The following is an 18,629-nucleotide window of genomic DNA, read 5'->3' as shown; positions in this document are numbered from 1 at the left end:
TTTCCGCACTTGACATAGCCAGCTAACATAGATGTATGGGTGGAATGATTAAACGATCAGTAATCGATGATGTGCGGGACAAGACGCGCATCGAAGATGTCGTTGGGGAATATGTAACGTTGAAAACAGCTGGCGTCGGATCCATGAAAGGCCTATGTCCTTTCCATGATGAAAAGACCCCGTCATTCCATGTGCGTCCTCACGTTAACCGTTGGCATTGTTTTGGCTGTGGCGAGGGCGGCGACGCGATTTCGTTCATTGAACGAATTGAACATGTGTCTTTCGTTGAAGCAGTCGAGCTTTTGGCTCGCAAAGCGGGTGTTGCTATCGAGTATGAGGAGAACGGGCGAAATAGTCGAGACGATTCTCGGCCTCGTGATGTGACGCGTGCTCGACTCATCGATGCTCATCGTGTTGCGGAAGAATTTTATGTACAACAGTTGGCGACGGAAGCTGGTAAACCAGCACGGGATCTTTTGGCTGCCCGTGGCTTCAGTTCGCAAGCGATTGCAGATTTCCGGGTTGGTTATTCTCCTGATTCCTGGGATGGGTTACTGACGGAGCTTCGTCGGCGTGGCTTTACTGATAAAGAAATTTCGGCATCTGGTTTGGCTTCACAAAAAACTCGGGGGTTGTATGATCGTTTTCGAGGCCGCGTGATGTGGCCGATTCATTCGATTACTGGGGAGCCTATTGGTTTTGGCGCGCGAAAATTGCTTGACTCAGATCAAGGACCTAAATACTTAAACACTCCAGAAACAATGATTTATAAAAAATCAGGTGTGTTGTATGGACTCGATGTTGCGAAAAAGGCAATATCTTCGGAACGCGCAATCGTCGTCGTCGAAGGATATACCGATGTGATGGCAGCCCATCTAGCGGGCGTGACAAATGCTGTTGCTACGTGTGGTACTGCTTTCGGTACGGAGCATGTAAAAATAGTACGTCGGCTTATGGGCGATTCTGCAAATCCTGCTGCTGGCGTAATGATGAGTAACGGGCACGCTTTCGGTGGGGAAGTCATCTTCACATTCGACGGCGATGCAGCCGGCCAGAAGGCCGCGTTGCGGGCGTTCCAAGAGGATCAGAGTTTTGCGGCTCAAACCTTCGTCGCCGTGTCAGAAAATGGTATGGATCCATGTGAGTTACGGATGGCAGGGGGAGATGAAGCTGTGCGCCAATTGGTAGCACAACGTAAACCGCTTTTTGAATTCGCGATTCGATCCATGCTACGCGAGTTGCCATTGCATTCTGTTGAGGGAAGAACTGCTGGTTTGCGCGCAGCTGCGCCGATCGTGGCGCAAATTCGCGACCGGGTGTTGCAATCAGAATATTCACGTCAGCTTGCAGGCTGGCTGGGAATGGATGAAGCACTAGTCCGCGATAGTGTCTGCCAGGCAGCACGCTCTGGGAACGCGCCACAGCGGCACAGTGCCGAAAACGAAGGACCGCTTCCGCAGCCAGTGCTTGCATCCCGCGATAGCTTACGGGACCCAGTAACACGGGTTGAACGGCAAGCCTTAGAAGTCATGCTGCAACTACCTGGGATGGCGCATACAGCTCATGCAGATCAAATTCCAGTTCGAACCTTCCGCACCCCGATTCATCAGAGCATATTCGATGCTATTAGCGCTGCGGGTACAGTGAGTGCATATGATGACAAATTTACTCAGCTGAAGCATTCCGGGGTGGATGAGAGCACGGCGTCGATTCGGGCGAGCGCATGGTTCATTGAACAAGTTGAAAATAATGCCGATGACCTCGTCCGAGGCGCGATTCGCCAGCTTACGGTTGCGCCGTTGCCGGAAAATGGGGGAGAAGAGTCCTGGCGCTATGTGCGCGGCATTATAGTTTCGCTTATTCGGCAAGGCATTACGCAGCAGATTGCCGATGTGCGGCGTGAGATGCAGACTTTAGCTGTCGATTCGCCTAAACAAGATCAGCTATTTGAAATACTTATGCGGCTGGAAGCAACACGACGAGCATATGATGAAGATGACGGTTTGTGAGATGTGCTGTGATTAAACGCTAGATTTTTGGATAGCGTGACTTTTCGGTACGATTGTTTTCGTCGCCCCTGTAGCTCAGCTGGTTAGAGCAGGGAACTCATAATTCTTTGGTCGCGGGTTCAAGTCCTGCCGGGGGCACGTTTTCCCGCGGTATAGCATGCGCTATGTCGCGGGATTTTTATACCTGTGGATAACTTTTTCTTGGGAAACAGCGAAACTGCTACGTTGGAAGAACCTGAAGTAGCAGGCTGGTAAACCATATCGGAATGGGCAGAGAAAATGAATCGCAGATATGTGAAGCTACGAAAAACTAGCATAATAGCTATCTGTGCTTGTGTGAGCACAGTGTTTTCTTCGTGTGCAGATGTTCAGCAGAGTTCGCCGAACCTTGACTCTACAGTGGTAAAGGCGCGCCAGGAACATACCATACCGCCGCGTCCGGTGCTTGAAGCTCCAGCTGCCCCCGAGCTTTCCGGCGAGGCTCGGGTCGATGCGGTTGCAGTGGCGGAACACTTCGTTATGTTTTACCCGTATATGCTCAAAACTGGGGATACCTCCTACTGGGAAAAGCATTCTGGTCCCGAATGTAAATTCTGCCAAGAAGTGTTGGCGGAGGAGCGCAATAAGAAAGATGAAACCTGGATTGACAGTACTATCTTGATACTAGATCAAGTTAATGGGATCGTTAGTGAGAATGAGAACCAGTATGAGATCCAGTTTTTGGTGGAAAGACGAGACGTCGTAATTCATGGCCGATACTCTGATGAAGAACAAAGTCCAGACAAGTATCACGTTGTAGTTTCTCTCGAAAAGAAATCAACATGGCAGATCACTAATTTCCAGATAGGCGACGGTGCAGGTTTTACTGGAAGGATTGGCTGACTATGTTTGGGCTTTTGGCGTACCAGTGGATTTTAATCGGATTATTGCGTGCGGGAGGTGATATTTGGAGTAGCTCAGCAGATGGGAATACGGTTACTATCCACGCAACTAGAGAATTCGTTCTGCCTTCTGCAGTGCAAGGTGTAACCGAGGGCATGCCAAGAAATGGTTCTACTCTCACCTTTCCTGACCCCACCTACACAATGGCGGATTTTTGTGCGAATAAACCTATCTCGTCGACTATGCACATTGGGCGCGGTTTGGGCAATGTTATTGAGCTGGAAAAACACCGGAAAGCTCTATGCGATAGTGAAATGTCTTCTGATTTGGATATTGCTGATATTGCGCAAGCTGTTCATGACCAAGCTTCAACCATAATCGACCGCGGAGACCTCGAAATACAGCCCAGTGGAAGTGAAGTTTTAGTTAACAAAGATGTCTATTATCTGAGTACTGCGCACGAACACCGCTCCAGCGTTACAGTTGCAGGGCATCAGATTGGCATTCATCTAGTTCCACAGATGTACAAGTGGAATTTTGGCGACGGTAATTTGATGGATACGTTGTCGCCAGGCGGCATGTGGCCAAACGGTGATGTCCAACACTCTTATGAATATGGTGGGCATGTCCAGCCTGATGTGACCGTCGTGTGGAAGGTTGAAGCACAGCTACCGAGCGGTGCGTGGATAAAAGTTCCTGGGGATGCGAAGACGAAAGCTTTTGGAAAAGAGCTGACCGTTGTTGAGGCTCATTCAGCTCTTACGTACAGGTCACGATAGACTACAAGCGTGAACAGTGAAGAAAAAGACTTAAAAGCTACTGCAGATGTCTCCCAGAAACTAACTGATGAGGAAGTTGCAAAGCTCAAAGCAAAGCAGAAACAATATTTTTTGATAGCTATAGTTGCTGGCGTCATCCTTGCATTTATGGGATTTTTCGCAGGGCAGAATGCGGCGCATCATGATGCCGCTACTAGTAGAGCTATCTCCGGTTTCGTTGTTGCTGCAGAGTGGGAAGGTAATAATGTTTCGCAAGTCCTCTAGAATCCCTACTTTTCTGAAGAATAAGCATAACGGATATCCGACAACAGCTTCAGAAATCGTAGAGCCACAAGAATCGTGGATTGCAGTATGGCCTAGTGAACTAGCGATCGTGAGTAACACTGGCGACTGGCGGGTGCATGAATGGTTTGAGATTGAAGCTGCTTCGTGGGATTCTGCTCTACGGGAGTTGACTATTGCATTTGTTGATCCGGCTATCGAAACTTTGAGAGTCCGGTTCGCGGCAGATGCAAATGAGCAATTATTAACGATGGTTCATGAGCGAGTGGAGCGCTCTATTGTTTGCCGTAATTATGTGGATTTACCTTCTGGGAGTATGGCCTACGGTCAGATACGACGGCGGGCAGATGAGTCATTATTCGTGCAAATACTAGTTAGTGCTCAACCAACACAGGCAGACGTGAAGGAGATCGCGAAACTTGAATCTGAGCTACGCGATATGGTTGGTTTAGATTTTTGAAACCTTGAGTTACCAACGTTTCAAGACCTGCAGAATGTGATGCCGACAACAAAAAGGGGAAAAATGTTAAAACGAGTTTGCATCTGGCGTGAAGTCGTTCTATAGTTTTTTAAGTCGCTTTCCCGCATAGCTCAATGGCAGAGCATTCGACTGTTAATCGAAGGGTTGCTGGTTCGAGTCCAGCTGCGGGAGCCAGTAAATGTCCGGCCTAGTTAAGGTCGGACATTTTTTATATATGCCTATCACTGAGTTGTCTCTTGTGTCTGTGGCAGCTCGTGTGGGTTTTGTTAAACGTTCATGATGTCGTTTCGACTTAGATCCTTTCTGTAGGAGTGTCCTAAGTCCTAGGAAAGGATCGATAGCTCACATTAGGGGCTGGTGGCTGGGAATAAAAGTTGGTCAGGAGTACTTTAATTACGTACAAAGAAAATTCCAGGAGGTGAAAAATGAAGAAGTTCAAGGATATGTTCCGTTCACGCGAAACAGTTAACGCATTAATCGTTGAAGCTCGTGCAAAGGATGTTGATTTCGCAATCGATTCTCGCATGTGGTGAAAAGTAACGAAGATAGAAGAAGCGCACAACGGGGTGCGCCTTTTTTATGCCCTTTTGCGAGCCGTAAACGCCTCTGTTCGTCATAATGTTGCCCCATTGTTCATATTGCCTTTATTGCTGTGCTTCTGTACGTGCTGTGCATGCTTCTAACGTACTTTTAGCGGCTGACTGTGTTTCGGGGTAGGGGAATGGCTTAATAGACCTTCGAGGGGCTATAAAACGTTAATTTGAAAGCTCGAATTGCGGATAGGAAGTTATTAGTTCCAGGCTTCGTGATTGGCGTTGAGTATTTCATTTCTAGGGTGTGATAAATATATAAAGATGCCGCACATCATCTAGAATGCGCGGCATCTTTCTTATCAGTCTATGTCTTAGTTTGATGGGAAATGTTTGTTGGGTTTTGCTTAGTGCATGGACTCTACCAGTGCTTCTGGGTCAGGTCGATCACGCCACGTTCGAATAGCGCCAGCAACTAGTAGCCATAGGCCAGAGATCCACCACGGGATAAGGATCCACAGAGGTGTAACTGGATATATGATCACCCAAAGCGCGGTGATAGCTACCCAAGTGATAGCCGCAAGCGCATTAAAAATTCTTAGGTGCTTGACGCGGAATGGGTGTACCCACTTCCACGGAATGACAGCAAGAATAGTAAATGCTATAACCGCAATCCAATTAAAGAAGGCTGGTGTGCCAAACAACCACAAAATGACGATAACGATGTTCCACGCTGCGGGGAACCCCACGAAGTACCAGTCGGATGATTTCATCTTAGTATTGGCGTAACAGAACATCGAGGATGTGGCTGCGAGGCTAGCGGCGCCAATAGCAAAATACTCGCCGCCAAAGGGGAGTACTTCTGCCATGAAAACCACTGGAACCATAGTCCACGTCATATAGTCAACGATATTATCCATCATCGTACCCGAGAACCACGGCACTACTTCGATAACTTTCGCTTTACGAGCCATTGGCCCATCCGCAGCATCGACAACTAATGCGATGCCTAGCCAAAGCCACATCATCTTATAGTCATTAAGCATTAGAGCACGGGTTGCCAAGATTACCCATATGACGCCTGTCATAGTGAAGGCATGCACTGCCCAAGCTTTTATATAGCGCGAGAGCGGGTAGGGCCGTTGAACTGTATCTTTCACGATTACTCCGTCTAATTGTCTACGGGTCACGCAGGTAATCCTACCGGACGATTTTAGAAAACCGTACGATATTTTGGCGTCAATTAGTACAAACAATGTCGCATATTGTCAGGACAAGAGTTGCAGACACGGTGCGTTATTCTCTATGTTGCGCCAATGTGCAAGAATAGAAGGTATGAGTTACCGAGAAATCCGAATAATTGGCGATCCAGTCCTGCGGAGCGTATGTGATCCGATTACGCGCATCACGCCAGGTATTGAGCAGCTTGTTCGCGACTTGATGGAGAATGTTCAGGAGCCCGGCAGAGCTGGGTTGGCTGCGAATCAAATTGGTGTATCTTATCGTGCATTTTCGTGGAATATCGATGGGAATACAGGCTACATACTCAACCCGATGATTGTGGAAACATCTGACGAAACGCAAGATGGCGATGAAGGCTGTCTATCCGTTCCAGACTTATGGTATCCGTGTCGACGTCCATGGTATGCACGAGCTGAAGGCATCGATTTACAGGGAAATAAAGTTGTTGTTGAAGGTGAAGAAATCTGGGGCCGCCTTATCCAGCACGAATGTGATCATTTAGATGGTCACATATACGTTGACCGCCTAGAACGGCACTTAAGAAAAGAAGCATTGACAGCATTAAGGTCTAGCAAATGAATACATCACGACCAACTCTCGTTATCGCCGGGGCAACTGGTTTTATCGGATCACATTTAGTGAAAGCTGCAGTGTCTGCTGGTTATCACGTGACGCGTTTAGTGCGCTCGCTGCCTTCTGAGACTCCGTCATACTGCACTGATGTTGTCTGGGATCCGTCAGCGCACAAAGTCGATGAGACTGTCATGGCGGGTGCTACTGGCGTCATTTGTCTTAACGGTGCTCCACTGATTGGCAAAGCATGGACTAAATCCTACAAAAAACTATTATGGAATTCGCGAATCGATTCTGTTCAGACTCTTGTAGAAGGAATCAAACGGCTTTCCGACGAGGAACGCCCGGAGTGTTTCATTTCTGGCAGTGCTATTGGTTTTTATGAATCGGATTCAGGGGATTTGGTTCTTAATGAAGGTATGCCGAGTGGGACTGGATTTCTCGCTGACTTGTGTTCGTCATGGGAATCTTGTGCACAACGTTGTGAAGATGAAGCCGGTGTGCGAACCGTGATGATTCGAACGGGTTTGGTAATGGGAGCCGACGGCGGTATGCTCGGAATTCTTCAGCACCTCTATCGCGCCGGTTTAGGTGGTCCGCTTTCCGATGGATCAGCATGGATGTCCACTATCTCGTTGATTGACCATGTGCGCGCAATTCTGTATGCCGTGGTCCATCCGGTGTTACACGGGCCGATCAATGCAGTGTGTCCGCAACCAGTTCGAAACCAAGAATGGAATGCGCTGTTAGCTCGGCATCTCCATCGTCCGGCTGTTATTCGGATACCATTAAAACCGCTTTCGTGGCTGTTTCCACATGCGATCGGGGAGACTGTTATGGCTTCGCAACGAGTGGTGCCAGTTGCACTATTGGATGCGGGTTTTACATTCACGGCTCCAACTGTGGCGGATATTTTTCGACAGGCTTTGCCACAGCGATAGTAAAGGAAGCGTTTTGTTCTTCCAAGTTTTGCTGAACTGTGGCATAGTGTAAGTATCTAATGACCTCATTTTGTTAGGTGTTACGGGGAATCTCACCTAATTCAGGAGGTCATGGTGAAACAAAAATATACTACTCGTGGAGTTATTTTCATCCACTCAGTCACACCGGCTGTTCAACCTCACGTTGAATGGGCGGTTGGAAGTTTGCTCGGATATCCTGTTCATTTCGAATGGACTGCGCAGCCAGCAGTACCATCAATGAACCGTGGTGAAGTGTCATGGACTGGCGAAGTTGGTACTGGTGCCGCTATCGCATCTGCGCTGGGCGGTTGGGAGCACCTTCGTTTCGAAATTACCGAAGAAGCATCGCCCATATCTGATGGTGGCCGGTGGTCGTGTACTCCTGGTCTCGGAATTTTTTATGCGCAGACCGACCTACTAGGGAACGTCGTCGTTCCAGAAAATCGAGTGCGAGCAGCGCTGGAACAAGCCGGGGATGATCCGCAGGAGATGCGCCGGATGCTCGATATCGCTTTGGGTACTGCGTGGGATGATGAATTAGAAGTCTTTCGTTATGCAGGTGCTGGAGCGCCGGTGCGATGGCTACACCGAGTTGGTTAGCGCTGGCTAAATAACGACGCCAAATCAGCAACTGCTGATGCTACATCGCGTGTGTCTTCCTCCGCGGCACGCTTAGGTTCATCAGCAATCGCTTCAATAACGTCCGCTACCGTGCCAAAATGCTGTGCTACGGTGTCGGAAATATGCTTCTTAGACAACATTTCTACATTAGTCACTAGTGCCCATACGCTAACTTCGTCCAGACGCAAATCTTGTCGTAATCGAGCGCTGGGAATAATTTCGCTATCTGGAATTTCTGGGGCAATCTCATCAAGTGCCACCCTAATACGTGCCAATGCTAGATCTTGTGGCTTGGTGTCTTCCATAATTTTCCCCGATTCATCACATCTCAATACTCTAAATACTATAGGCTGTAAGTATGGCTTTTATAGATCTTATAGAACAACTTGCAGAAGAATCATCACCGCTGGTGGATCGGGCTGGACAGCTGCGTGTTGATCTTGACTCAGATCCTAACAATCAAGAGGCTTTCGAAGAACTCATCTCTCTTATTCGTAAGTTAGGACAGTCAAGTCCTACTGCAGATCCGCTAACTGCTGATGATGTTCAGCATCGGAAAACTCCAGTGAAGCTAGTCTTGTTGGCCTTATCTGAAGATCTTGCTTCTGATTCCCGGGCGTGGTATCCGTTAATTCAGTTAGCAAAGATCACGATCGACGACGATCCAGCTGCTGCGGTTCATCAAATTGAGGTAGCTGCTGCCCGCGAGGAATCTGGAAGAGCGCTCGCTGAAGGAATCCACCTCTTAGTGGAAGCTGACCAGCCCGACACTGCGATGCAGGTGGGAATGGGACGTTGGAATCCGGAAAACGATATCCCGGATGTTGGCATAGAACTTATTAAAGCTGCAGTGGAAACGGGGAAAATCTCAGATGCACAGCGTTTCTTGACAGTGCTAGAGGAGCATCATCCAGGGAACCAGGACGTGTTGGATTTGCACGCTTTCATTGCTGAAGCAGAGTGAAGAAAGAAGATAACCATGGCATGGTACGTTGATATTCATCCGGAAGATCCACAGCAGCGTCTGGTTGACAAGGTAGTTGATCGGCTCCGCCGTGGCGAAGTGATTGCCCTGCCTACGGATTCGGGATATGCGATCGCATGTACATTGGCGAACAAAGATGGTTTAGATAGAATACGACGAATTCGTCAGGTGGGGGATAAGCATCATTTTACGTTGCTATGCCATAACTTTGCGCAACTGGGCCAGCTGGTTATCGTTGACAATGCAACGTTCCGGCTTGTGAAGTCACTGACCCCTGGGCCTTATACTTTCATCCTCAAGGGGACAAAAGAAGTACCGCGGATGACCCTCAATGCTAAAAAAGCAACAGTTGGTGTGCGCATCCCTGACCATAAGATCACTCAAGCTATTGTTGATACGCTTGGCGAGCCCCTATTATCGTCAACGCTGATTCTGCCGGGTGAGTCGGAACCAATGAGTCAAGGATGGGAAATTGCTGATACTCTAGGCAATGCACTTGATGTCGTTGTTGAAGGCCCAGTGGGAGAAGACGGACCTACTACGGTTCTCGATATGAGCGATGGTCAAGTCACTATTGCCCGGTATGGTGCCGGCGATACCACGATGTTTGATTAACGAAAGACTTTATAACCTATGAATTCTTCGCTACGTGCGGTTTTATTCGATATTGACGGCACGCTTACTGATTCTGCGCCACTGATCCGGACTACGTTGGCATACGTCATGCGAGAAAAATCCGGCTTAGACCTTCCGGAATCATCGTATTCCCGCTTTGTGGGGCCACCGCTTGAAGACACGTTCGTCGAACTCGATGTTCCTGCTTCGGAAGTTTCGTCTTATATTGACAAGTACCGTGAGTATTACGATGTCTATATGGATGATACGCCGCTTTTCCCTGGCGTTGCCGATATGCTTACGGCGGTTAGAGATAGCGGATTGCGATCCGCCACTGCTACATCCAAATTGCGTAGGTCCGCAAAACATGTGTGCGAAGTGACCGGGATAGCGTCGTCGTTCGATATCATTTGCGGATCGGAACCTGAACTGGGGCGTACCCATAAGCATCACGTCGTCGGTACCGCGATAACTGAGCTGGAACAACTCGGAATTCTTGATGGACAGGACCGGCTTCCGGAAATGCCACTAGGAACCGAATGGTTTGACCGTCCGGTGCGCACAGACGTGGTGATGGTTGGCGATCGGAACTTCGACACTTATGGGGCTGCGGTGCACGGCATCCGAACAATCCTCGTGGATTGGGGAGAGGGCGACGACGCCGAGAAGAAACATGCTTGGCGGCATGTGTCAACCGTCGAAGAGCTTACTCAGCTTCTGACGAGCCTGTAAATTGCGCTTGATATAGATCGTAGTAAGCGCCGCGGCTTGCCATAAGTTGGTGGTGGTCTCCCTGCTCAACGACATTTCCATTAACCATAACAAGGATGATATCTGCGTCACGAATTGTTGATAAACGATGGGCGATCACAAATGAGGTCCGTCCCTGACGAAGCTCACCCATTGCGTGTTGAACAAGCATTTCCGTGCGGGTATCAACTGATGACGTTGCTTCGTCCAAGATCAGGATATCTGGATCAGCAAGATACGCGCGGGCGATCGTGACTAGCTGTTTTTCTCCGGTGGACAACGTTCCGTCATTATCGTCAATGTGAGTGTTGTATCCATCCGGTAGCTGGCGGATCAGATGATCGACTCCGGTTGCTTGTGCAGCAGCGACGACGTCGTCAAACGTCGCGTTTTTGGCACCGAAACCGATATTCTCAGCAATCGTTCCATCAAAAAGCCATGTATCTTGCAAAACCATTCCAGTTCGGGCGCGTAGTGATTGGCGTGAGTAGGAACGAATGTCGACGTCGTCTATGCAGATGGCGCCAGAATCAATGTTATAGAAGCGCATAAGCAGATTAACAAGTGTTGTTTTCCCAGCTCCCGTCGGGCCAACAATAGCCACCTGACTGCCACGTTCTACCTTGAGATTCAGATTCTGAATCACAGGTTTTCCAGGTTCATAGCTGAAATCAACGCCTCGGAATTCAATAGTGCCGCGCTCGCCAAAAGGTGGCAACTGTTCAGAAACATCAGCGGAAATATCCGCTGTATCCAGAAAATCAAAGAGTCGCTCGCTCGATGCTGCCGCCGACTGCAACATATTAGCCATCGATGCAATCATTGCCACCGGATTATTTAGTTGCCGTGAGTATTGAATGAAGGCCTGAATACCGCCAATAGTGAGCGTGCCATGCAGAACCTGGATACCGCCAACTACAGCAATAACTACAAAGGATAAATTTGATACTAAGCCCATAAGTGGTTGAGCAAGCATCGAGAGGAAATAGCCGCGGAATCCAGCAGCAAACAACTTCTCGTTGGCATCATCAAACGCCACATTGATGTCATCTTCCATACCATAGATGGCTACCACATCATGCCCGGTAAAAGTCTGTTCAATAATGGTTGATACATCGCCGGTGCGCTTCCACTGTTCCCGGAAGGCTGGTTTAGAACGCTTGAGAATACGTGTAATTGCGAGCAAACCAAAAGGAACCACGAATAGTGACCACAGAGCTAACGACCACGATAGATAGAACATCATTGATAGCACACCGATTACCATGTACAACGCATAGAATGACTGTCCCAGAGTCTGCATGAGTGTTTGAACGATGTTGTCGATATCGTTTGTTACCCGGGAGAGCAGATCTCCGCGGGCTTGTTTATCTATATAGGCCAGCGGAAGACGATCGATTTTTTCTTGCGCGTCACGGCGTAAACGTGATCCGAGATTCTGCACGGAAATACGCGCTAGTGCGCCGCCCGAAAAATTTGCAACGGCGTGCAGAGCGTACAAACCGATAATAATTAAGGCGAGTCGTCCGAGACTGCTAAAATCAACTCCCGAGCCGCTGGCGATACCATCAACAACCATATTTGTTGCGTCGCCGAGCAGTTTAGGAGTCAGTAGCATCGCTAAAGTTCCCACTAGTGTCAAAACTAGCACACCTATAATCCGTAACAATTCGGATCGGAACATACGAGCTAGACGCCTGAGAGCACCTTTCATGTCCTTCGTCGGTTCCTCAAAAGAGCCAAAGCGCGCCATTAGTATGCCTCCTCTTCACTCATTTGGGATGCGAGAATTTCTTGATACGTTTCGTTCGATTCGCGCAGGTGATCATGAGTTCCAGATCCAACGATCTGACCTTCATCCAGAACATGGATGACATCAGCATGGCGAATAGATGATACCCGCTGTCCGACAATGAGGATAGCAATATCCCCAACATATGAGCGCAACGCAGATCTCAGACGGGAGTCAGTGGCGTTGTCTAGTGCAGAGAAAGAATCATCGAACACTAATAGATCGGCTTGACGCTGCCCATTCTGATCTGGCAGGCAACGATAGAGCGCCCGCGCGATTGCAAGGCGCTGGCGTTGCCCTCCGGAGAAATTGACTCCGCCAGATTCGACGGCGGCATCAATTGTCTTATCAAGATCGGCGACGAACTCCCATGCTTGTGCTGCTTGTAGCGCGGTACGTACCCGTTCGGCATCGATATCCTCGGTTGGACGTGCCTGTCCAGCAACATTAGACGCAATCGTCCCGGCAAATAGGAATGACTTTTGGGGTACAAACGCAATGATGGAACGTAACTGAGTAAGGTCTAGATCTCTGATGTCTGTTCCGTTGAGTGTTACCGAACCACTGGTCGGGTCCATAAGACGCGGGATGAGCTTGAGAATTGAAGATTTCCCTGAGCCAGTAGAGCCGATCAACGCAACTGTTTTCCCTGGAGACAGATCGATAGTGATGTGCGATAGTACGCCTCGCTCAGCTCCGGGGTACTTCAGTGATACGTTGTTCAGCTGGAACGTACGCGGGCGGGCCGGAATTGCTGCCGGCTGTGAGCTGTTCGCAATAGATGATGTGGTACTAAATATCTCGGCTAGGCGTCCGGCAGAGACTTGCCCGCGAGGAAAGAGCATGACCATGAACCCGGACATCATAACTGCGCCCATAATCATCATGAGATATGAGATGTAGGCAGTCAACGCGCCAACATTCATCAAACCGGCGGCGATGCGATGTCCACCAAACCAGACCACACCAACCGAGGAAATTCCGACGACGAGTTGCGCGGTTGGCATCAGGAATGCCCACAGTAAACCGATCTCTAGCCAAACTTTGCGTAGATTGAGGTTGGCCTGCTCGAATTTGTGAGCAACTGTTTTTTCTTGCGTAAAAGCTCGGATGACACGGACACCGATGAGTTGCTCACGAAGTAGGGTATTAATTTTGTCTATTCGCTGTTGTTGCAATACGGATCGTGGAACGAGCATGCGCATCGTTCCAATAATCAAAACTGATAGTAACGGAACGACGACGAGCAACAGCAAAGAGAGTGGAGGATCTTCTAGGACTGCCATGACTACGCCGCCAATGCCTAGTAGCGGCGCCATGATCAGGATTGCAAAACTGTTAAGAAGGATGCTTTGGATTTGGGTGATATCGTTGGTGGCTCGGGTGATGAGCGTTGAGGCTCCGAAGCGGTGTTGTTCAGTTGCAGAAAAGGTCTGGACGTGGCGGAATGCATCGGCTCGCAATTCTTTTCCAACGCCTATGGCTGTTCGTGCACTGACGTACATTGCCGCTGAGATACAAAGAATCTGGGCAAGGGAAACCCCAAGCATCAGAAGCCCAGTAGTCCAGATATATGTGGTGTCACCGGCGATGATTCCATCATCAATAATATGAGCGTTGAGGTTTGGTAGCCATAAGCTCAGTAAGACTTGGGCAAATTGCAACGTGACAATGAGTGCCAGCACGGACTTTTTGCTACGTAAATATTTCCAAACGAGCCGAATCAGTGTCACAAATCCCCCTATTTTCAACTATCTCTCCTAAGGCTACTCTGCAGTATCTGCGAGAGCATCCTGAAATGAGGGTGGGGCTATCAGCTGGTAGCTGATAGCCCCACCCCTCAGAAGAAGAGATCAAGCAACTTCGTGTGGATCTGAAATACCAGAGGTTCCCGCATTCGGGTTGAACAGATCATACTTATCGATTGCCTGCTTGATAACAGAGCGGTCGATCTCGCCACGATCAGCAAGAGCTTGCAGGGCGCGAACAACGACTGATGCGGAATCGATCTTGAAGTCACGTCGTGCCGCTGCTCGCATATCGGAGAAGCCGAAGCCATTTGCGCCAAGGACGTAATAGTCGTTCGGAACCCATGGGCGAATAGAGTCTTGAACCTGCTTTTCAAAATCAGAGGTTGCGATAACTGGACCATTCGTATTCTTGAGAACCGAGGTCAGATAGGCTTCACGAGGAGCTTCTTCTGGATGGAGGAAGTTATGTTCGTCTACTGCTAGACCGTCCTTGCGGAGTTCGTAGAAGGAAGTCACTGACCATGTGGTCGCCTTGACACCCCAGTCATCGCGGAGCATTTCGCGAGCTTCACGAATCCAAGGAACGCCAACGCCTGAAGCAAAGAGTTGAACTTCTGGTCCATCGCCTTCGCCAGCGTCGAGCTTGTACAGACCTTTCAGCAGCCCATCAATGTCCAAGCCTTCTGGCTCTGCCGGCTGGTGGATTGGCTCGTTGTAGACCGTGATGTAGTACATGACGTTTTGATCACGGCCGTCTGAACCGTCGCCGTACATGCGCTTGATGCCGTCTTTAACGATGTGGCTTATTTCGTATGCGTAAGCTGGATCATATTGGACGATAGCGGGGTTGGTGGATGCGATAACGTGCGAGTGGCCATCCAAGTGCTGTAGGCCTTCGCCAGTAAGTGTGGTTCGGCCAGCCGTAGCACCCATGATGAAACCGCGGGTGAGCTGATCAGCAGCAGCCCAGAACTGATCAGCAGTGCGCTGGAAACCAAACATCGAATAGAAGATATAGACCGGAATCATCGGAATGCCGTGAGTGGCGTAAGATGTTCCTACGGCAGTGAATGCTGCAGTGGAACCCGCTTCGGTAATGCCGGTGTGCAGAATCTGTCCGGATTCAGATTCCTTATACGAGAGCAAGAGTTCGGAATCAACGGCAGTGTAGTTCTGTCCTTGGATGTTGAAAATCTTTGCTGACGGGAAGATTGCATCAAGACCGAATGTGCGTGCTTCGTCTGGAATAATCGGAACAATATGCTTGCCGAATTCCTTGTCGCGCAGGAGATCCTTGAGCATTCGGACGAATGCCATGGTGGTTGCAACCTTTTGCTTGCCTGAGCCGGCGCGGATACCATCGAACGGCTTTTCCGGCGGTAGGGCAATGCCTTGTTCGACGACGCGACGTTGCGGCACGAATCCACCGAGTTGACGACGACGATCGAGCACATACTCTAGTGCTGGATGGTGCGGATCCGGCTTGTAATATGGCGCGTTGTAAGGATCGTCGAGCTGCGAATCTGGGATTTCAAGGTGCAAGGTGTCGCGTAGTAACTTAAGGTCATCAGAATTAAGCTTCTTCATCTGGTGAGTGGAGTTACGACCGGCGAAGTTGGAGCCGAGGACATATCCCTTGACCGTGTGGGCGAGGATAACTGTTGGCGCACCCTTATGTTCGGTTGCTGCCTTATATGCGGCGTAAACCTTGTGGTAATCGTGTCCGCCACGCTTGAGTCGCCAAATCTTTTCGTCACTCCAGTCCGCAACCATTGCTTTAGTCCGTGGATCTCGACCAAAGAAGTGCTCTCTGATGTATGAACCATCGTTAGCCTTGAATGTCTGGTAGTCGCCGTCAACGGTGTCATTCATGATGTTGACCAGTGCGTTATCTTTATCGGCGGCGAGGAGTTCGTCCCATTCACGGCCCCAGATAACCTTAATCACATTCCAGCCCGCTCCCTTGAACGAGGCCTCTAGCTCCTGGATGATCTTGCCATTTCCGCGAACTGGACCATCGAGACGTTGCAGGTTACAGTTCACAACGAAGGTTAGGTTATCGAGTTGCTGTGATGCGGCCAGGTGAAGAACGCCACGGGATTCGACTTCGTCCATTTCGCCGTCGCCCATGAATGCCCAGACGTGTTGCTTGGACGTGTCTTTTATTCCACGGCCTTCAAGATAGCGGTTATACCATGCTTGGTAAATGGCTGAGATGGGTCCCAAGCCGAGTGAAACGGTTGGGAACTCCCAGAAATCATCCATTTGACGGGGGTGCGGATAGGAAGGGATCCCGCGTCCACCTGACTGGCGTGAGGCTTGCTGACGGAATGAATCGAGATCAGCTTCGGACAAACGGCCCTCAAGATATGCGCGTGCGTAGTTTCCGGGGGAGGAGTGGCCTTGGAAATAAATCTGGTCTCCGCCACCTTCGGCATTCTTGCCACGGAAAAACCAGTTATGGCCGACTTCGTACAAGGTGGCTTGGGCTGCATAAGAGGAAATATGGCCACCAACGCCGATACCAGCACGTTGTTGCCGAGTTACTTGGACGGCTGCGTTCCAGCGGGTCCAACGCCGGAATTCGCGTTCGAGTTTTTCATCGCCTGGGTAGAAAGGCTCATCTTCAGACGCGATGGTATTGATGTACGGGGTAACGATGTTGTGTGGAACCTGGATACCGCGTTCGTGAGCGCGGCGTTTTAATTCCATGAGCAAGTAGCGGGTTCGCGGACCGCCCTTTTCGTCAATTAAACCATCGAGTGAATCGAGCCATTCGCGGGTTTCTTCCGGGTCTATATCAGGAATGCGGTTGTAAATGCCGTTCAAAAGCGGCTTGGTGGGCTGTGAGCTCATGCCATCTCCCTCGCTAGTTGTTAACTTGCATCTTCGCAGTAGACATTTGCGAGTCCTAGTGCTTCGATGCGCTACTTTTAATCTACCGCGAAATAGGCATTCAGTCCTATGTATGAACGATAATTGTGGTTCGAATACCACACTTAGGTCAGATGGTAGCCCGATTAGTCGGAACTTACGCCCTTAATTCCTGTGTGTGTGGAGATGCGCTGAGGGTAAAGACTTGCCTAGAATGGTGACTGGACATACATCTGTATGTTTTTCCCAGGCTTTACAGCCACCACATGAAAGGAAGGTCCGGTGTCCGGGTCTACTGCCGGCAAGGCATACGGTTTTGGTCAAGGAGCGATTGTTCAAGAGTTCGGTTATGACGACGACGTCGCATTCGAACTACGTGAAGCTATCGAAACCGCCACAGGTATTGAGCTTGAAGATGAAGATTATCGAGGTGTAGCCGACGGTGTCCTGGCATGGTGGCGTTCCGATGATGGTGATGTAGATGATCTGACTGATTATCTCGTTGATGCAGCTGCGTCGCTAGATTCCGACCTTTCTGTTGTGTGGCTCGTGGTTCCAGCTCCCCGGGAAAAGCTACATGTGCCAACAGATATTGTTAATGATGCGGCCACGACTGCGGGCATGTCCGTTACTAGTTCAATGGGAATTGGCTCTCACTGGACTGCGTACCGCATCACAGTTTCGCGTTCTCGTTGATTTTGATTTTGACATAGGTCCATATCCGGGCTAAGCTATCTCTCGGACTCTTAGCTCAGTTGGTAGAGCAACGCGTTTACACCGCGTGTGTCATCGGTTCGAGTCCGGTAGGGTCCACCAACAAGAGGAGGCTCACCCAAACGGGTGAGCCTCCTCTTTATTTATACGATTACATTTGATCGAATGGGACAAAATCAGCGAACAACGAAGTGGCGTCATCAGTGTCATCTGATGTTGTCGCTTTCGGCTTAGCACTGATATCCGCCAACCTGGCCAGTTCTTGTCCAGTCCGATTGATACGGCGTTCGAGCGCAGAGCCATCATGACCATCTGAATCGTACGCCGCCACGCCAAAGTCTTCAGTGGCGGCATATACTGCTGTTGGCACAACAACGGCGTGTAGATAGCTAAATAGCGGCCGAACTGCATGTTCTGTCACCAATGAATGGCGTGGTGTACCACCGGTGACTCCAATCGCCACGGGCTTACCTTGTAGCGTATCCTCCGGTAACACATCGAAAAACAGTTTAAATAGTCCAGAATACGATGCGTTATAAGCTGGAGTTACTGCGATGATTGCATCTGCCTGGGCGACGTCGTCGAACACTGCTTCCAGCTCAGGCGATGGGAATCCAGTGAGCACGGCGTTCGTTACCGCGACTGCCACATGGCGTAGCTCGATAATCGAAAATGTTGCATTCGTCGCGGCGTTGACAGTGGCTTGCGCGAGTTTTCGCCCAAGTGTGCTTGTAGTTGAAGACTCTGAGAGCGAAGCTGAAACGACAACAACTTTCACGAGTATTCC

The 18,629-nt window shown here is 49.6% G+C and carries 18 protein-coding genes and 3 tRNA genes; 15 read left to right on the top strand and 6 right to left on the bottom strand.

Annotated features, from left to right (window positions below; translation table 11 throughout):
• Nucleotides 1–35: 35 nt before the first annotated feature.
• From dnaG to KSO86_RS03125, 7 genes are all read left to right on the top strand, one after another.
• Complete coding sequence (gene dnaG, locus KSO86_RS03155; protein ID WP_216378978.1) at nucleotides 36–2,009, top strand: DNA primase; 1,974 nt, start codon at nucleotides 36–38, stop codon at nucleotides 2,007–2,009.
• A 64-nt stretch (nucleotides 2,010–2,073) separates the two neighbouring features.
• Nucleotides 2,074–2,147 (top strand) — tRNA-Ile (locus KSO86_RS03150).
• Between the two features lie 207 nt (nucleotides 2,148–2,354).
• Complete coding sequence (locus KSO86_RS08595) at nucleotides 2,355–2,891, top strand: DUF6318 family protein (protein ID WP_216378979.1); 537 nt, start codon at nucleotides 2,355–2,357, stop codon at nucleotides 2,889–2,891.
• Nucleotides 2,892–2,893: 2 nt separating this feature from the next.
• Complete coding sequence (locus KSO86_RS03140; protein ID WP_216378980.1) at nucleotides 2,894–3,670, top strand: hypothetical protein; 777 nt, start codon at nucleotides 2,894–2,896, stop codon at nucleotides 3,668–3,670.
• A 9-nt stretch (nucleotides 3,671–3,679) separates the two neighbouring features.
• A complete protein-coding gene (locus tag KSO86_RS03135; RefSeq protein WP_216378981.1) occupies nucleotides 3,680–3,934 on the top strand; it encodes a hypothetical protein in 255 nt (84 codons plus the stop codon).
• A complete protein-coding gene (locus tag KSO86_RS03130) occupies nucleotides 3,915–4,412 on the top strand; it encodes a hypothetical protein (RefSeq protein WP_216378982.1) in 498 nt (165 codons plus the stop codon). The genes KSO86_RS03135 and KSO86_RS03130 overlap by 20 nt, the downstream gene beginning before the upstream one ends.
• 120 nt (nucleotides 4,413–4,532) lie before the next feature.
• Nucleotides 4,533–4,607, top strand: a tRNA-Asn gene (locus KSO86_RS03125).
• 763 nt (nucleotides 4,608–5,370) lie between these two features.
• On the opposite strand, the gene KSO86_RS03120 is transcribed toward KSO86_RS03125, so the two are convergent.
• Nucleotides 5,371–6,123, bottom strand: a complete 753-nt coding sequence (locus tag KSO86_RS03120) for a CDP-alcohol phosphatidyltransferase family protein (protein ID WP_216378983.1) — start codon at nucleotides 6,121–6,123, stop codon at nucleotides 5,371–5,373.
• Between the two features lie 175 nt (nucleotides 6,124–6,298).
• Here KSO86_RS03120 and KSO86_RS03115 point away from each other — a divergent pair, with 175 nt between their 5' ends.
• From KSO86_RS03115 to KSO86_RS03105, 3 genes are all read left to right on the top strand, one after another.
• Entirely contained in the window at nucleotides 6,299–6,784 is a 486-nt protein-coding gene (locus KSO86_RS03115; RefSeq protein WP_216378984.1) for a peptide deformylase, read from the top strand.
• Nucleotides 6,781–7,719: a TIGR01777 family oxidoreductase gene (locus KSO86_RS03110; protein WP_216378985.1), complete on the top strand. Its 939-nt coding sequence runs from the start codon at nucleotides 6,781–6,783 to the stop codon at nucleotides 7,717–7,719. Before KSO86_RS03115 ends, KSO86_RS03110 begins: the two co-directional genes overlap by 4 nt.
• A 111-nt stretch (nucleotides 7,720–7,830) precedes the next feature.
• Nucleotides 7,831–8,340, top strand: coding sequence for a DUF3145 domain-containing protein (locus KSO86_RS03105; protein ID WP_091281827.1), 510 nt, complete (start codon nucleotides 7,831–7,833; stop codon nucleotides 8,338–8,340).
• Here the strand turns inward: KSO86_RS03105 and KSO86_RS03100 are convergent.
• Complete coding sequence (locus KSO86_RS03100; protein ID WP_091281824.1) at nucleotides 8,337–8,666, bottom strand: hypothetical protein; 330 nt, start codon at nucleotides 8,664–8,666, stop codon at nucleotides 8,337–8,339. The genes KSO86_RS03105 and KSO86_RS03100 overlap by 4 nt on opposite strands.
• Before the next feature lie 53 nt (nucleotides 8,667–8,719).
• Here KSO86_RS03100 and KSO86_RS03095 point away from each other — a divergent pair, with 53 nt between their 5' ends.
• From KSO86_RS03095 to KSO86_RS03085, 3 genes are read left to right on the top strand one after another with little or no spacing between them, the layout of a single operon-like run.
• Nucleotides 8,720–9,325, top strand: coding sequence for a hypothetical protein (locus KSO86_RS03095; RefSeq protein WP_216378986.1), 606 nt, complete (start codon nucleotides 8,720–8,722; stop codon nucleotides 9,323–9,325).
• 15 nt (nucleotides 9,326–9,340) lie between these two features.
• Nucleotides 9,341–9,961, top strand: a complete 621-nt coding sequence (locus KSO86_RS03090) for an L-threonylcarbamoyladenylate synthase (RefSeq protein WP_216378987.1) — start codon at nucleotides 9,341–9,343, stop codon at nucleotides 9,959–9,961.
• An 18-nt stretch (nucleotides 9,962–9,979) separates the two neighbouring features.
• Complete coding sequence (locus KSO86_RS03085; protein ID WP_216378988.1) at nucleotides 9,980–10,693, top strand: HAD hydrolase-like protein; 714 nt, start codon at nucleotides 9,980–9,982, stop codon at nucleotides 10,691–10,693.
• On the opposite strand, the gene KSO86_RS03080 is transcribed toward KSO86_RS03085, so the two are convergent.
• The 3 genes from KSO86_RS03080 to aceE all read right to left on the bottom strand — a co-directional run bounded on the left by KSO86_RS03080 (nucleotide 10,668) and on the right by aceE (nucleotide 17,110).
• Nucleotides 10,668–12,464: an ABC transporter ATP-binding protein gene (locus tag KSO86_RS03080; RefSeq protein WP_216378989.1), complete on the bottom strand. Its 1,797-nt coding sequence runs from the start codon at nucleotides 12,462–12,464 to the stop codon at nucleotides 10,668–10,670. The genes KSO86_RS03085 and KSO86_RS03080 overlap by 26 nt on opposite strands.
• On the bottom strand, nucleotides 12,464–14,236 hold the full coding sequence (locus tag KSO86_RS03075) for an ABC transporter ATP-binding protein (RefSeq protein ID WP_216378990.1): 1,773 nt from the start codon (nucleotides 14,234–14,236) through the stop codon (nucleotides 12,464–12,466). Before KSO86_RS03075 ends, KSO86_RS03080 begins: the two co-directional genes overlap by 1 nt.
• Before the next feature lie 120 nt (nucleotides 14,237–14,356).
• Nucleotides 14,357–17,110 carry a pyruvate dehydrogenase (acetyl-transferring), homodimeric type gene (aceE, locus tag KSO86_RS03070; protein WP_216378991.1) on the bottom strand — a complete coding sequence of 918 codons (2,754 nt, stop codon included), beginning with the start codon at nucleotides 17,108–17,110 and terminating at the stop codon, nucleotides 14,357–14,359.
• 300 nt (nucleotides 17,111–17,410) lie between these two features.
• Between aceE and KSO86_RS03065 the strand changes: the two genes are divergently transcribed.
• Nucleotides 17,411–17,824: a DUF3052 family protein gene (locus tag KSO86_RS03065; RefSeq protein ID WP_216378992.1), complete on the top strand. Its 414-nt coding sequence runs from the start codon at nucleotides 17,411–17,413 to the stop codon at nucleotides 17,822–17,824.
• A gap of 44 nt (nucleotides 17,825–17,868) precedes the next feature.
• A tRNA-Val gene (locus tag KSO86_RS03060) sits at nucleotides 17,869–17,944 on the top strand.
• A 49-nt stretch (nucleotides 17,945–17,993) separates the two neighbouring features.
• Here KSO86_RS03060 and KSO86_RS03055 read toward each other — a convergent pair.
• Nucleotides 17,994–18,620 (bottom strand): CE1759 family FMN reductase, encoded by a 627-nt coding sequence (locus KSO86_RS03055; RefSeq protein ID WP_216378993.1) that lies wholly within the window; start codon nucleotides 18,618–18,620, stop codon nucleotides 17,994–17,996.
• Between the last annotated feature and the right edge of the window lie 9 nt (nucleotides 18,621–18,629).

The sequence above is a fragment of the Arcanobacterium phocae genome (assembly GCF_018913465.1).
Lineage (GTDB): Bacteria > Actinomycetota > Actinomycetes > Actinomycetales > Actinomycetaceae > Arcanobacterium > Arcanobacterium phocae_A.
This window is presented reverse-complemented; position numbering and strand designations above follow the sequence as displayed.